Here is a 14775-nt window from a genome sequence, read left to right on the forward strand (position 1 = left end):
CGTCCGTTGACACGTATGCCGCGTTCGCATCGCGGTGACGTTCGATCAATTCCCGCCACACGCACCGTCAGCGACCCCAGGACGAGGCCCGCCCTCAGCGCACCGCCGTGTCGAAGCGGGGCTCCTCGCGCAGCAGCGCGCTCAGGTCGTCGCCGGGGCGCAGCTCGGCCGGGTCCGTACCCCTGCGGAAGAGGATCGCCCCAGCCTCGATACCGCCCAGCGTCAGCCGGTCCGCGTCCCGGCGCAGCCAGGTGCCCTCGCGCAGCCCGACCACGGGGACGTCGTTCTCCTCCAGGAACTGCTCGAGCCGCTGGGCCCGGGTCTCGCCCATATGCGCGGTGTCCGGCTTGGCGTCGAGATAGTGCGGATTGATCTGGAACGGCAGCAGCCCCAGCGCGTCGAAGCTGGGCGGCTGGACGATGGGCATGTCGTTCGTGGTGCGCAGGGTCGGGCAGGCCATGTTGGTGCCCGCGCTGGAGCCCATGTAGACGGCGCCGGAGGCCACCCGGTCCCGGATCGCCCGGACCAGGTCGCGCTCGTGCAACGCCTTGAGCAGTCGGAAGCTGTTGCCGCCGCCGACGAACACCGCCTGCGCGTCGCGCACCAGCGCGGCCGGGTCGTCGGCGGTGTGCGCACCGGTGACCGCCACGCCCAGCGGCTCCAGGGCCGTGGCCACCTGGGCGGTGTAGCCGTCGTGGTCGGCCAGCGCGTACGGCACGAAGACCAGCCGGCGCGCGCCGTCCAGCGCGGAGGCGATCTCCTCCCGTGCGTGGTCCAGGTAGCCGCGGCCGGGCGCGGTGGAGTTCGACAGCAGCAGCAACTGCATGAGGGGGCCTTTCTCGAGCCGACGGAGGTCGGAGGGGCGGGGCTCAGCGCCGCTCGCGGTGCGGGGCGCGCCGCGGCCGGGCCGGCGTCAGCAGCCTGCCCAGGTCGGCGGTGCCCTGGAGCAGCGGTGCGACCAGCTGTTCCCGGCGGGGGCGCAGCACCTCGGGGGTGGCGGCCAGGGTCAGGGTGCCCACCGGACGTCTGCCCACCAGAACCGGCGCCGCGAGCGCCGCGGTGTCCGGATCGTACTCGCCCTCGGAGTAGGCGTAGCCATTGCGCCGCACGTCCAGGAAGCGCTCCTCCAGCCGCACCGGGTCGGTCAGGGTGTGCTCGCTGAAGCGTGCCATCGGGCGGCCGTACAGCAGTGCGGACCGGTCACCGGGCGGGAGCATACCGAAGTAGGCGCGGGAGGTGGCCCCGGCGTGCGCCGGGTACAGCTCGCCCGCCAGCACGTAATAGCGCAGCGGGCCGGTGGCGCCGTCCACCGCCGCGACGCAGCGCATGTGCACCCCGTCCGGGACCGCGAACAGCGTGTTCACCCCGACCGTCTCGGCCAGCGCCTCCAGGACCGGCCGGACCAGACTGGCCATGCCGCCGCCGCGCTCCCACACCCGGGACAGATGCCACACCGCCGGGCCCAGCCGGTAGCGGCGTGAGCGCTTGTCGGAGACCAGGAAGCCCCGGTAGGCCAGGGCGGCCAGCAGCCGCTGGGCCACCGACTTGTCCAGCCCGAACTCCTCGGCGACCTCGGTGACACCCCACTCCGGGCGCTCCCGGTCGAAGGCGAGCAGCACGTTCAGCACGCGGTCCGCGGTCTGCAGGGGCGGGGCGCCGGTTACGGGCGTCTTCTCAGTCATGATGAAAGGGTAAACATTCTCGGATATCGAGAAACTATTGCGTACTGCGCGACGCCGGGATGACCCTGGCCAGACCGACGCCCGGTGGCAGTGCCCGCCCCGCGCGCCGCTTCCCCTCGTTCGCCCGGTCGGGCCACAGGCGCCGCCGACCGCACCACCCCGCCGTGAGAGGCCACCCGTGCTCAAACACGTCCTTGACATCATCGAACTCCTCGACCGCCCGCAGACCAGCGGCGCTCTCCTCGCCGATCATCTGCGCGCGGTCCAGACCGCGGCCGGAGCCGACCCGGCGACCGCGCCGCGGATCGAGGTACGCACCGTCGAGGGCGACAAGGGCAGCACGGACTTCGTCTCCGTCACCGTCCCCGGCCGCCGCGGCAAGCTCGGCGGCGGCGACGCCCCGACCCTCGGCATCCTCGGCCGGCTCGGTGGGGTCGGCGCCCGCCCGGAGCGGATCGGCCTGGTCTCCGACGCCGACGGGGCGGTGGCGGCGCTGTCCGCCGCGGCCAAGCTGCTGGACATGCACGCCCGGGGCGACGTCCTGGACGGCGATGTGACGCTTTCCACCCACGTCAGCGGCTGGGCCCCCACCCAGCCGCACGATCCCGTACCCTTCATGGACTCCCCGGTGGACACCCTGGTGTGCAACCGCGAGGAGATCTCGCCCGCGATGGACGCCGTCGTCTCCATCGACACCACCAAGGGCAACCGGCTGCTCAACCACCGCGGCGTGGCCCTGTCGCCGACGGTCTGCCAGGGCTGGATCCTGCGGGTCAGCGAGGACCTGGTGTCCGTCCTGGAGAGCGTCACGGGCGAGCCGGCCCGCATCCTGCCGATCACCACGCAGGACATCACCCCGTACGGCAACGGGGTGCACCACCTCAACTCCATCCTCCAGCCCGCCGTCGCCACCACCGCCCCCGTCGTCGGCCTCGCCATCACGGCGGGTACGGCGGTGGCCGGATGCGCCACCGGTGCCAGCCACGAGACCGACATCGCCGTCGCCGCCCGGTTCGCGATCGAGACCGCCAAGGAGTTCGGCCGCGGCACCGCCCGCTTCCTGGACCCCGAGGAGTTCGCGCGCCTCGTCGAGCTGTACGGACCCATGACCCACCTCCAGGCCCTCACCCCGGCGGGGTGACCGACCCGGGGTGACCGACCCGTCCCTACCCGGACCCCCACCCGGGCCCCACCCGGACCCCGCAGGAGTCCCCATGAACACGAACACCCAGGCCACCGCCGCGGCCGCGGACGCCCCACCGCGGTCGCACCCCAGAGCCTTCGAACCCGTCACCCTCGTCCTCACGATCGTGCTGTCGGTCCTCGGCGCCCTGATCGGCATCGTGCTGATCACCACGCTCGGGGTGTCCCCCAACACGGCCGTGATCGGCGCCCTGGTGGCGATGCTCATCGGCCGCATCCCGGTCGGCGTGCTGGCCCGGATGCGCTCCCAGCACCGGCAGAACCTGGTGCAGTCCGCCATCTCCGGCTCCACCTTCGCGGCGGCCAACTCCCTGCTCACCCCGATCGCGGTGCCGTTCGCCCTGGGCCGTAACGACCTGGTGTGGCCGATGCTCGGCGGGGCCGTCATCGGACTGGCCGTCGACAGCTGGGTGCTGTTCCGGGTGTTCGACTCCAAGCTGCTGCCCGCCACCGGCTCCTGGCCGGCCGGTATCGCGGCGGCCGAGACCATCAAGGCCGGGGACACCGGCGGGCGCAAGGCCGCGGTCCTGGGCGTGGGCGCGCTGGTCGGCTTCGTCGGCGCGCTGTTCAAGCTGCCGACCAGCGCCGCGGGTGTGGGCTTCCTGGGCAACATCTGGGCGCTCGCCATGTTCGGCATCGGCCTGACCGTCGGCCAGTACGCCCCGGACTTCGGCTTCGACCTGGGCGCCCGCCATGTGCCGCACGGTCTCATGATCGGCGCGGGGCTCGTCGCCCTGGTCCAGGCGCTGCTGCTGATGCGGACGCGCAAGAGCGGGACGGACGCCGCCGACCGGACTGACCGGACTGACGAGGCGGGCCACGGCCCGGACGCCCCGGCCGCCGACGGCAGCCCCACGGTCCAGGCCCCGCAGCTGCGCCGGGGCCTGCTGGAGGGCATGGGACTCTTCCTCTGCGGCGCGATCGTGGTCGCGATCGCGGGCGGCGTGGTCGGCGGGCTCTCCCTGCCCGCCCTGGTCGGCTGGGTGCTGCTGGCCGGTGTCGCCGCCATCGTGCACCAGCTGATCGTGGGGCTGGCGGCGATGCACTCCGGCTGGTTCCCCGCCTTCGCCGTCACCCTGATCTTCCTGATCATCGGTCTGGTGCTGCACATCCCGACCGTGCCGCTCGCCCTGCTGGTCGGCTACACCGCCTCCACCGGCCCCGCCTTCGCCGACCTCGGCTACGACTTCAAGGCGGGCTGGCTGCTGCGCCGGGACGCCGCGCCCTGGCGGCCCTTCGAGCTCGAGGGGCGGCGCCAGCAGTACCTCGCCCAGCTCGTCGGCTTCGGTGTGGCGCTGGTGGTCGTCGCCGTCGCCTGGAAGACCTTCTTCTCCGACGGCAAGGTGCCGCCGGTCGCCGAGGTCTACGTCACCACCATCAAGACCGGTCTCGAACCCGGCACCATGACCACCATGCTGCTGTGGGCGATCCCCGGCGCGCTCGTCCAGCTCCTCGGCGGACCCTCCCGGCAGATGGGCGTCCTGCTGGCCACCGGACTTCTGGTGGCCACGCCCCAGGCCGGATGGATGGTCCTCGGCGCCCTGCTGGTCCGTCAGCTCTACACCCTGTGGCGACGGCGCGGGATCGCCGACCCGGCGGCCCGCAAGGAGTCCGACGAGCAGGCCGAGAACGACCTGTCGCTGGTCGGCGCCGGACTCGTCGCCGGAAGCTCCCTGAACGACGTCGGCCAGCTCACCAAGGCCCTGTGAGGTAAGGCTCTGTGAACGGCACTGCGAATGGCTCCGCGGACGGCACTGCGGACGGCACTGCGAATGGCTCGGCGGACGGCACTGCGAATGGTCCTGTGAGGGAGAACGTGCGCACTGGGGACGACACCACGCGGACCGCGGACCTCGACCGCCCGGCGGACGCCCCGGCCCTCGGCCTCGTCACCATCGGCCAGGCCCCGCGCGCCGACCTCCGCCCGGACGCCGAGCCGCTGCTGCCCGGGGTGCGCCTGGTCGAACACGGCGCGCTCGACGCCGACCGGTTCGACGGTGACGCCGAGGCCGCGACCCGCCGGCTGCTGGCCCCCGAGGACGGCGAGGCTCCGCTGGTCTCCCGGCTGCGCGACGGCCGCTCGGTGCTCCTCGGACACGGGGCGCTCGTCCCGCGCATCGAGGACGCGATCGGCCGCGCGGAACGGGACGGCGCCGCCGCGACCCTGCTGCTGTGCACCGGCCACTTCCCGGCGGTGCGGGCCCGGCGGCCCCTGCTGTTCGCCGAACCGCTGGTGCAGCAGGCCGTCGCCGCGACCGTGGGCACCGACCCCGTGGGTATCGTCTGCCCGCACCCCGACCAGGCCGAGGACGCCTCCCGGCGCTGGGCGGAGCTGCTGCCCGGCCGCGTCCAAACCGCCGTCGCCGATCCGTACGGCCCCGCCGAGCGGGTCCTGGACGACGTCGCCGCCGCCGCGCGCACCCTCGCCGACCGCGGCAGCTCCTGGCTGGTCCTGGACTGCATCGGCTACACCGAGCGGATGCGCACCGCCGCCCTGCGCGCCGCGGGCCGCCCCGTCCTGCTGGCCCGTGCCATCGCGGTCCGGATGGCGGCGGAGGTGGTGGCGGCCTCGGGCTGAACAGCGCACGGCACCCCCGCGCACCCGCCTCACCTCGGCACCCGCGAGCCGGACCGAGGCGACGTGAGCGCCCACCCGCACCGTCCCATGCGCGCTCGCCCCGCGGCGTCACCGGCACCCGCCTCGTGCGCGCTCACCTCACGGCGCTACCACCGCCCCGTGAGCGTCCACCCGCGTCACCCTCGCATCCGCTCCGTGCGCGTCCACCTCGCGGCGTCACCACCCTCCGCGCCCGCCTCGTGCGCGCCCATCTGGTTGCGTCACCGTCGCAGCCCGCCTCGTGCGCGCCGCTTCACGGCGTCACCACGCCTGCGCCGTCCCGTGAGCGTCCACCTGCGTCACCTCGCATCCGCTCCGTGCGCGTCCACCTCGCGGCGTCACCACTCCCGCGCCGTCCCGTGCGCGTCCACCCGCGTCACCCTCGCATCCGCTCCGTGCGCGTCCACCTCGCGGCGTCACCACCCTCGGCGCCCGCCTCGTGAGCGTCCCCCTCACCTCCACCACCACGTCGCACCCTCAGCCCGCACCCATCACCCACTCACCCACCGGAGGTCCACCATGTCCGTGCCCTCGTCCGCCGTCCCGGCGCGGCCCATCGGGGTGATCCGGGTCCTCACCAGTGACGACCCGGCCGCCGTTGCCGCCCATGGCAGGGTCATCGAGGAGCGTTACGGTCTGCCGACCGTCTCGCGGTGCATCCCCGACCAGCCCCACGGCATCCACGACGACGCCTCCGAGGCCCGCGCCGAGCCGAAGATCGTGGCCCTTGCCCGGGAGCTGGCCGACGCCGGTGCGCACGCCCTGATCATCAGCTGCGCCGCCGACCCGGCGCTCCAGGAGACCCGTCAGGCCGTCGGTACCGGCGTCCCCGTCATCGGCGCGGGGTCGGCGGCCGCCGCCGTCGCCCTGGGCCTCGGCCGCCGGATCGGCGTGCTGGGCATCCGGGACGAGGCGCCGCCCGCCGTGCGGGCGGTGCTCGGCGACCGCTTCACCGCCTCCGCCCGCCCCCACGGTGTCCACCGCACCACCGACCTCCTCGCCCCGGAGGGCCCCGCGGCGGTGCTGGAGGCCGCGGCGGGGCTCGTCGCGGCGGGTGCGGACACCCTGCTCCTGGCCTGCACGGGTCTCAACACCATCGGCGTCCGGCCCCTCCTGGAGCGGCGGCTGGGCGTCCCGGTCGTGGACCCGGTACTCGCCGCCGGGCTGCTGGCCTCCTACGGGCGTGCCGACTGACCGGTTCGTCAGGAGGCCCCTGTCCGGGCCGGGCCCGGGGTGCGACGCCGGACCCGCTGAGCGGTCATCAGGAGGCCCCTGGCCGGGTCAGACCCGGTTGCGAGGCCGAACCCGGTTGCGAGGCCGAATCCCGGTGCCCGGCGCCGTCATACCAAGCTGTCCCGCCATGCCCGGTGCAGCGCGGCGAACCGGCCCTCGCCCGCGATCAGCTGGTCCGGCGGGCCGTCCTCCACGATCCGGCCGTCGGCCATGACCAGCACCCGGTCGGCCGTCTCGACCGTGGACAGCCGGTGGGCGATGACGACCGCGGTACGGCCGCGCAGCACCGTGTGCATGGCGCGCTGGACCGCCCGCTCGCCCGGGATGTCGAGGGAGGAGGTGGCCTCGTCGAGGATGAGGACCGACGGATCGGCGAGCAGGGCGCGGGCGAACGCGACGAGTTGGCGCTGGCCCGCGGAGATCCGGCCGCCGCGCTTGTGCACATCCGTGTCGTAGCCCTCGGGCAGGGCGGCGATGAAGTCGTGCGCGCCGATCGCCTTGGCGGCCTGCTCGATCTCGGCGCGGGTGGCGTCGGGGCGGCCGATGGTGATGTTGTCGGCGATCGTGCCGGAGAACAGGAACGCCTCCTGCGTCACCATGACCACACCGCGCCGCAGTTCGGGCATGGCCAGCTCGCGCAGATCCACCCCGTCCAGCAGCACCCGGCCCTCGCTGGGGTCGTAGAACCGGGCCAGCAGCTTGGCGAGGGTGGACTTGCCCGCGCCGGTGGCCCCGACCACCGCGACCGTCTGCCCGGCGGACAGGGTGAGGTCGAAGCGGGGCAGCACCTCGCCGCCGGTGCGATAGGCGAAGCGCACCCCGTCGAAGACCACCTCCCGGCCGGGGGTCTCCGCCGGGCGCGGCGGCAGCGGCTTGGGGTCGGCGGGCTCGGGGACGGAGGGACGCTGGGCCAGCAGGCCCGCGATCTTCTCCAGCGAGGCGGCCGCCGACTGGTAGGAGTTGAGGAACATCCCCAGGCGGTCGATCGGGTCGTACAGCCTGCGCAGATACAGCGCCGCCGCCGCGAGCACGCCGAGCGCGAGCGAGCCGGAGGCCACCCGGTAGGCGCCCCAGAGCACGATGGCGGCCACCGCCGCGTTGGCGACCAGCCGGGAGCTGACCACATAGCGGGCCATCTCCAGGATCGCGTCCCCGTTGGCGCGCTCATGGCGGTGGTTGAGCTCGCCGAAGCGGGTGTCGTTGGCGCGCTCACGGCGGAACGCCTGCACCGGGCGGATGCCGTTCATGGTCTCGGTGAACGTCACGATCACCGCCGCGATGGCCGTCGACCGCTTGCGGTACACCCGCATGGAGCGGCGCTGGAAGGAGCGGATCAGCAGATACAGCGGCCAGAAGGAGAGCACGGCCGCGCCGCCCAGGCCCCAGTCGAGATACAGCAGCGTGACGGAGATGTAGACGACCGACAGCGCGACCCCGAGCAGCTCCTCCAGGCCCTCGGTGAGCAGCTCGCGCAGCGACTCGACGTCCGTCGTGGCGCGGGAGATCAGCCGGCCGGAGGTGTAGCGCTCGTGGAAGTCCACGCTCAGCGCCTGGGCGTGGCGGAAGATCCGGCCGCGCAGATCCAGCAGCACGTCCTGGCCGATCCGGGCGGAGGAGCGGATGAACCCGTACTGGAGCGCCCCGGAGGCGCACGCACAGCCCAGATAGCCCGCGCCGACGGCGATCAGCGGGCCGTGGTCGCCGTCGCGCAGGGCGGGCACCGCACGGTCGATGGCGTACGCGACGAGCAGCGGACCCGCCTGGAGGGCGGCCTGCTGGAGCAGCAGCAGGACGGCCGCCAGCCAGACCCGCCGCCGGCGCGGGGAGAGCAGTGAACGCAGCAGGGCGAGGGACGCGCCCTTGGGCACCGGCAGGACATCGCGGTCGAACGGGTCGTCGGATGGCGCCCGGCCCCCGTCCCCGGTCCCGTCCCAGTCGTCGTCCGTGTGGTCCCGCTCCTCCTCGACCGTCGTCATGGGCTCCTCTCCCCCTCCTCGGCTTCCTGCCCGGACATCAGCGACCGGTATTCCGCGCTCTCCGCCAGCAGCCGCTGATGGGTGCCGACGGCGGCGATCCGGCCCCGCGACAGCAGCGCCACCCGGTCGGCCAGCAGCACGGTGGACGGCCGGTGCGCGACGACCAGGGCGGTCGTGGACGCCAGCACCTGCCGCAGCGCCGCCTCCACCAGCGCCTCGGTGTGCACATCGAGCGCGGACAGCGGATCGTCGAGCACCAGGAACCGGGGGGCGCCCACGACGGCCCGCGCCAGTGCGAGCCGCTGCCGCTGCCCGCCGGACAGGCTGAGCCCCTGCTCGCCGACCTCGGTCTCGGTGCCCTCGGGCAGGGCGTGCACGAAATCGGCCTGCGCCACCTTCAGGGCCCGCAGCAGGTCCTCCCGGCCCGCGTCGGGGGCGCCCATGAGGACGTTCTCCCCCGCGGTGGCGGAGAACAGCGTGGGCTCCTCGAACGCGACGGCCACCAGGGCGCGCACCTCCTCCCGGGGGAGCGCGGTGATGTCCCGGCCGTCGAGGGTGATCCGCCCGCGGGTGACCTCCAGGAGCCGGGGGACGAGAGCGGTCAGGGTGGTCTTCCCCGAACCCGTCGCCCCGACCAGGGCCATGGTCTCGCCGGGCCGGATGTGCAGATCGACCCCGCGCAGCACGGGCGGCTCCTCCGGCGGCGCGTCCGGGTACCGGAACTCCACCCCCTCGAACCGCAGCCCGCCCTCCTCCCGCGGCCCGCCCTCGCCCTGTCCCCGGGGCGGCGCGGGCCGGGGCTGGTCGGTGGCGGCGGCCGGCTCCGCGTCCCTGACGTCGAAATAGCGGTCGGTGGCCGTGGCCGCGTCCTGGCTCAGGGCGAGGAGGAAGCCGAGCGACTCCACGGGCCAGCGCAGCGTCAGGGCGGTGGACAGGAAGGCGACCAGCGTGCCCGCCGACAGGTCCCCGTCGGCGACCCGCACCGTGCCGAGCAGCAGCGCCGTGCCGATCGCCAGCTCCGGCAGGGTCATGATCACCGCCCAGAGCGAGGCCAGCAGCCGTGCCTTGCCCAGCTCGGTGGAGCGGACCTGCTCGGACAGGACGCGGAAGGCGCGGGCCTGGCTGCGGTGGCGGCCGAAGCCCTTGACGATCCGGACGCCCAGCACACCCTCCTCCACGACCGTCGTCAGATCGCCGGTCTGGTCCTGCGCGGTGCGGGCCACCGTCGCGTACCGCGTCTCGAAGAACGAGCAGAGGATCACCAGCGGCACCGCCGGGACCACCAGGACCAGGCCCAGCGTCCACGCCTGCGCCAGCAGGATGGCGAACCCCACGACTATGGTGACCCCGTTGACCAGCAGGAAGGTGAGCGGGAAGGCCAGGAACATCCGCAGCAGCATCAGATCGGTCGTGGCCCGCGACAGCAGCTGGCCGGAGGCCCAGCGGTCGTGGAAGGAGACCGGCAGCCGCTGGAGATGGCGGTAGAGATCCGCGCGCATCTCGGCCTCGACGGCGGCCAGCGGCCGCGCCACCAGCCAGCGCCGCAGCCCGAAGAGCCCGGCCTCGGCCGTGCCGAGGGCCAGCAGCAGCCCACCGCCCAGCCACACCCCGCCCGGGTCCCGGTGGGCGATCGGTCCGTCCACCATCCACTTGAGGACGAGCGGGATGACCAGCCCCAGGCAGGAGGCGACGACCGCGGCCGCGGCCGCGGTGAACAGCCGCGCCCGCACCGGGCGCACATACGGCCACAGCCGCAGGAGCGAACGCGTGGTGGAGCGGCGCCGCGGGGCGGCTCCGCGTTCCTGGGCGCGGGGTTCACTCGTCACAGCCATCAAGGGGGAAGACTACGGTCCGCCACCGACAGTGCTCACTCGGTTTTTCGGCCTAGGTCCGGTCCGGGCCCGTGGCGGTGAGGGCGCGCAGCAGCAGGACCGAGCGCCCCGGAAGCTCGATGGGCGCGCCCGCCGCGAACCGTGTGCCGGGGGGCGCGTCCTGGTCCTCACGGGCGGTGTCCAGCAGGAGTTCGTACCCCTGGGCCCAGGGCGGGCCGGGCAGGGTGAAGGAGAGCGGCTCCGGGCCCGCGTGCAGCACCGCCAGAAAGCTGTCGTCGGTGGCCGGGGCGCCGTGCGGATCACGCTGGGGCAGATCGCGGCCCCAGAGGTAGGCCCCGAGTGCGGTCGTCGGCGCGTACCAGTCGGATTCGGCCATCTCGGTGCCGCGCGGGGTGAACCACGCCAGGTCGCGCAGCCCCTCCGGGGGCCGGGCCAGGCCCGAGAAGAAGGCCGTGCGGCGCAGCACCGGATGGGCGCGGCGCAGCCGTATCAGCCGGGCGGTGAGCTCGGTCAGGGCACGCCAGCCGGGGTCCTCCAGCAGCGACCAGTCGAGCCAGCCGGTCTCGTTGTCCTGGCAGTACGCGTTGTTGTTGCCGCCCTGGGTGCGGCCCAGCTCATCGCCCGCGACCAGCATCGGCACCCCGGTGGACAGCAGCAGGGTGGCCAGCAGGTTGCGCAGCTGGCGGCGGCGCAGCGCCTGGATGTCCGGGTCGTCGGTCTCTCCCTCCGCGCCGCAGTTCCAGGCGCGGTTGTCGGGGGTGCCGTCGCGATTGCCCTCCCCGTTGGCCTCGTTGTGCTTGCGCTCGTAGGAGACCAGGTCGCGCAGGGTGAAACCGTCGTGCGCGGTGATGAAGTTGACCGAGGCGTGCGGGCGGCGGCCGCTCAACGCGTACAGATCGCTGGACCCGGAGAGCCGGTAGCCCAGCTCGCGGGCGTCGGGCAGTGCCCCGCGCCAGAAGTCCCGCACCGCGTCGCGGTAGCGGTCGTTCCACTCCGCCCACAGCGGTGGGAAGGCGCCCACCTGATAGCCGCCCGAGCCCACGTCCCACGGCTCCGCTATCAGCTTGACCCGGCGCAGCACCGGATCCTGCGCGATGACGGCCAGGAAGGGGGAGAGCATGTCCACGCCGTGCGCGGCGCGGGCCAGCGCGCTGGCCAGGTCGAAGCGGAAGCCGTCCACCCCCATCTCGGTCACCCAGTAGCGCAGCGAGTCGGTGATCAGCCGCAGCACCTGCGGCTGGAGGACGTGCAGGGTGTTGCCGCAGCCGGTGAAGTCGGCGTAGCGGCGCGGGTCCTGCTGGAGCCGGTAGTAGCCGTGGTTGTCCACACCGCGCAGCGAGAGGGTGGGGCCCAGCTCATTGGCCTCCGCGGTGTGGTTGTAGACGACGTCGAGGATCACCTCGATCCCGGCGGCGTGCAGGGCCCGCACCATCCGCCGGAACTCCCCGACCTGCTGGCCCCGGGTGCCGCCGGCCGCGTATCCGGCGTGCGGCGCGAAATAGCCGATGGAGTTGTAGCCCCAGTAGTTGCGCAGGCCCCGCCGCAGCAGATGGTCCTCATGGGCGAACTGATGCACCGGCAGCAGCTCGACCGCCGTGACCCCGAGCCGGGTCAGATGCTCGACCGCCGCCGGATGCGCCAGCCCCGCGTAGGTGCCGCGCAGCTCGGGCGGCACCTGGGGATGGCGCATGGTGAAGCCGCGCACGTGGAGTTCGTAGATGACCGACTCGGCCCACGGCGTCTTGGGCCGCCGGTCGTCGGTCCACTCGTCGGGCGCGCCGGCCGCGGCGTCGTCGCCGACGACTACCCCCTTGGGGACGTACGGGGCGGAGTCGCGATCGTCCCGGACGGTGTCCGCCACATGCTGCTGCGGCCAGTCCCGCACATGTCCGTAGACCTCCGCGGGCAGCGCGAAGTCCCCGTCCACGGCGCGGGCGTACGGATCCAGCAGCAGCTTCGCCGGATTCCAGCGGGCGCCGGTCCACGGGTCCCAGCGGCCGTGCACCCGGTAGCCGTACCGCCGGCCGGGCAGCACGCCGGGGACGAAGCCGTGCCAGACCTCATGGGTGAACTCGGTGAGCGGACAGCGGGTCTCGCGCCCGTCCTCGTCGAACAGACACAGCTCGACGGCCTCGGCACCGCCCGCCCACAGCGCGAAGTTGGTCCCCCACACCCCGCCGGGCCCCCGGCGGGGCCGGGCGCCGAGCGGCTCCGGGCTGCCCGGCCACACGGCGGGACCGGAAGCCGGGGCGGCGCTCCGGCCGCGCTGCGGCGCGGGTGCGGTGGGGTGGTGATGACCGACGGGACGTCCCCCCGCCGTCGCCGAGGGGCGTCCGGGAACGCCGTCGCGCGTCTCCTGCCCGGCTGCACTGGACACATCGGCCTCCGCGGCTCGCGGCCAACCGCCCCGCCCCGTCCGGGGAGGCGGGCAGCACCCGATGGCGGGCCGGCGGACCCCGCGGCGTCCCGTACCGCGGGGCGCGGCCCGCGCCCTCAGCGGTGTTCTGCCCGCGAATCCGCCGGCGCTCCCTCTTTTTCGGGGCTCGGTTCTCCCCCGGCCACCGCCGGGAGGCGCCCCCGGCCGGAAGCTCCCAGCACCCGGAAGCTCCATGGGACCGTTCGGGCGGGGGCCATCGGCCGATCACCTGGTGCTGTGACGGCGTAAGTTCACCGGGGTCGGTGGTCGTAGCGATTGGCTGTGCGGTGACGTCCGATCCGACCGCTGGAGGCGCGGTGGCTGAGCCTGTCCGGGCGCGCAGACTGACCGACCAGGAAGGGCGGCATATGCAGCAGATGGTGCGTCGCGGCAGTACGGGTTCGGTGCGCTATCGGCGATGCTGCTGCTGACCTCGGCCGGCAGGAACCGGGTGCCGGTGATCGCCCAGCTGGTGCAGGCCGACGAGGACACCGTCCGGAACGTGATCCACCGCTTCGGCGAGATCGGTCTGGCCTGCCTGAACTCTCAACGGGCGGAAGGCCGTCCCCGCCTGCTCAGCCCTGACGACGAGGACTTCGTCATGCAGACGGCCACTACCCGCCCTGCGAAGCTCGGACAGCCCTTCACCCGTTGGTCACTACGCAAACTCGACGCCTGCCTGCGGAAAGTCCACGGCCGGGGCATCCGCGTCGGTCGCGAGGCATCACGGTGCCCGCTCGCCCGGCGCGGGGCATCCGCTGGGGCGGACGGCCTCTCTACAACCGCAGCCTGACCGCAACCCGGCAAACCCACGGGGTCACAGCACTAGAGGTGGATGACGACCTTGCCTCGCACGTGCCGGCCGGCCTGGAGCTCGGCCGCGCGGCGGATCTGCTCGATCGGGAAGCTCGCCGCGATGGGCACCCGCAGTCGGCCCGCCGCGATCAGGCGGGCGATCTCTTCCAGGGCGCCGGGAGCCGCGTTCGCGCCGTTGGCCGCCGGCACGCCGTCGACCTGTGCGGCGATGGTGCAGATACGACTGTCCGGGACGCCGAGTTCCCTTGCGGCGTGCACTGTCTCCACCCCGTGCAGGTCGATGGCGGCGGTGACTCCGCCGGGAGCGAGGGCTCGGACCCGGTCGGTCAGGCCGTCGCCGTAGGCGACCGGCTCGGCTCCGAGATCGCGCAGATAATCGGCCGATGCCGCAGATCCTGTCCCGATCACACGCGCTCCTGATATCCGGGCCAGCTGGACGGCGAACACCCCGACCCCGCCCGCCGCTCCGCCGATCAGCACGGTGTCGTCCGGGCCGGGGTCGACCGCGGCGAGGGCGGCGGATGCCGTGCGGCCGGCGATCGTGAGGGTGGCGGCGGTGCGGTCGTCGACGCCGTCGGGCGTGTGGTGGGCCTCGTTCGCCGCGATCCCCCCGGCCGGGTCGATCACCACGAAGTCGGCGACCGCGCGGGACAGGGCGCCACCGAACACCCGGTCGCCGGGTGCGAAGCCGGTCACCCCGTCACCGACCTGGTCAACCACTCCCGCGTAGTCGGTCCCGAACCCGACCGGCAGGCTCAGGCCGAACCGGGCGGCAGTGTCCGCGTCGGCGGTCATGATCCAGTCCATCGGATTCAGACCGGCCGCAGTGACCCGTACACGGACCTGTCCCGGGCCGGCCTGCGGAGGGGGAACCTCGCGGACGTCCAGGACTTCGGGGCCGCCGAATGAATGCAGCCGGACCGCCCTGCTCCCGTCCGTGGGTGGTTGCTCGCTCTGTGTCCGCATGTGTGCCTGTCTCCTTGGGACCGAGGGAACGCAT

General features: G+C 73.8%; 10 protein-coding genes and 1 pseudogene. 5 read left to right on the forward strand and 6 right to left on the reverse strand.

Annotation, left to right across the window (positions count from 1 at the left end):
* Nucleotides 1–94 precede the first annotated feature (94 nt).
* Nucleotides 95–826 (reverse strand): dipeptidase PepE, encoded by a 732-nt coding sequence (gene pepE / locus N6H00_RS27675; RefSeq protein WP_268974531.1) that lies wholly within the window; start codon nucleotides 824–826, stop codon nucleotides 95–97.
* A gap of 43 nt (nucleotides 827–869) precedes the next feature.
* Nucleotides 870–1682, reverse strand: a complete 813-nt coding sequence (locus N6H00_RS27680; RefSeq protein WP_268974532.1) for an IclR family transcriptional regulator — start codon at nucleotides 1680–1682, stop codon at nucleotides 870–872.
* A 178-nt stretch (nucleotides 1683–1860) separates the two neighbouring features.
* On the opposite strand from N6H00_RS27680, the gene N6H00_RS27685 reads away from it, so the two are divergent.
* The 4 genes from N6H00_RS27685 (at nucleotide 1861) to N6H00_RS27700 (ending at nucleotide 6696) form a co-directional block, all read left to right on the forward strand.
* A complete protein-coding gene (locus N6H00_RS27685) occupies nucleotides 1861–2823 on the forward strand; it encodes a DUF1177 domain-containing protein (RefSeq protein WP_268974533.1) in 963 nt (320 codons plus the stop codon).
* 73 nt (nucleotides 2824–2896) lie between these two features.
* On the forward strand, nucleotides 2897–4594 hold the full coding sequence (locus N6H00_RS27690) for an OPT family oligopeptide transporter (RefSeq protein WP_268974534.1): 1698 nt from the start codon (nucleotides 2897–2899) through the stop codon (nucleotides 4592–4594).
* A gap of 107 nt (nucleotides 4595–4701) precedes the next feature.
* On the forward strand, nucleotides 4702–5463 hold the full coding sequence (locus tag N6H00_RS27695; RefSeq protein ID WP_268974535.1) for an AroM family protein: 762 nt from the start codon (nucleotides 4702–4704) through the stop codon (nucleotides 5461–5463).
* A gap of 558 nt (nucleotides 5464–6021) precedes the next feature.
* On the forward strand, nucleotides 6022–6696 hold the full coding sequence (locus N6H00_RS27700; protein ID WP_268974536.1) for an aspartate/glutamate racemase family protein: 675 nt from the start codon (nucleotides 6022–6024) through the stop codon (nucleotides 6694–6696).
* A gap of 146 nt (nucleotides 6697–6842) precedes the next feature.
* Here the strand turns inward: N6H00_RS27700 and N6H00_RS27705 are convergent, their stop codons facing one another.
* The 3 genes from N6H00_RS27705 to glgX are packed head-to-tail and all read right to left on the reverse strand — an operon-like array spanning nucleotide 6843 to nucleotide 12773.
* Entirely contained in the window at nucleotides 6843–8711 is a 1869-nt protein-coding gene (locus N6H00_RS27705) for an ABC transporter ATP-binding protein (protein WP_268974537.1), read from the reverse strand.
* On the reverse strand, nucleotides 8708–10543 hold the full coding sequence (locus N6H00_RS27710; protein ID WP_268974538.1) for an ABC transporter ATP-binding protein: 1836 nt from the start codon (nucleotides 10541–10543) through the stop codon (nucleotides 8708–8710). Before N6H00_RS27710 ends, N6H00_RS27705 begins: the two co-directional genes overlap by 4 nt.
* A gap of 52 nt (nucleotides 10544–10595) precedes the next feature.
* Nucleotides 10596–12773, reverse strand: a complete 2178-nt coding sequence (gene glgX, locus N6H00_RS27715; RefSeq protein WP_268977141.1) for a glycogen debranching protein GlgX — start codon at nucleotides 12771–12773, stop codon at nucleotides 10596–10598.
* A 503-nt stretch (nucleotides 12774–13276) separates the two neighbouring features.
* Between glgX and N6H00_RS27720 the strand changes: the two are divergent.
* Nucleotides 13277–13716: pseudogene (locus tag N6H00_RS27720) on the forward strand (helix-turn-helix domain-containing protein); the annotation flags it as partial.
* 68 nt (nucleotides 13717–13784) lie between these two features.
* Here N6H00_RS27720 and N6H00_RS27725 read toward each other — a convergent pair.
* Nucleotides 13785–14741, reverse strand: a complete 957-nt coding sequence (locus N6H00_RS27725) for an NADP-dependent oxidoreductase (protein ID WP_268974539.1) — start codon at nucleotides 14739–14741, stop codon at nucleotides 13785–13787.
* Nucleotides 14742–14775: the final 34 nt, after the last annotated feature.

The organism is Streptomyces sp. S465 (assembly GCF_026898115.1).
Taxonomy (GTDB): Bacteria; Actinomycetota; Actinomycetes; order Streptomycetales; family Streptomycetaceae; genus Streptomyces; species Streptomyces luomodiensis.

Coding starts and splice junctions, on each gene's coding strand:
- N6H00_RS27700 (WP_268974536.1), top strand. CDS start 6,022: ATGTCCGTGCCCTCGTCCGCCGTCCCGGCGCGGCCCATCGGGGTGATC.
- N6H00_RS27710 (WP_268974538.1), bottom strand. CDS start 10,543: ATGGCTGTGACGAGTGAACCCCGCGCCCAGGAACGCGGAGCCGCCCCG.
- N6H00_RS27690 (WP_268974534.1), top strand. CDS start 2,897: ATGAACACGAACACCCAGGCCACCGCCGCGGCCGCGGACGCCCCACCG.
- N6H00_RS27725 (WP_268974539.1), bottom strand. CDS start 14,741: ATGCGGACACAGAGCGAGCAACCACCCACGGACGGGAGCAGGGCGGTC.
- N6H00_RS27680 (WP_268974532.1), bottom strand. CDS start 1,682: ATGACTGAGAAGACGCCCGTAACCGGCGCCCCGCCCCTGCAGACCGCG.
- pepE (WP_268974531.1), bottom strand. CDS start 826: ATGCAGTTGCTGCTGCTGTCGAACTCCACCGCGCCCGGCCGCGGCTAC.
- N6H00_RS27705 (WP_268974537.1), bottom strand. CDS start 8,711: ATGACGACGGTCGAGGAGGAGCGGGACCACACGGACGACGACTGGGAC.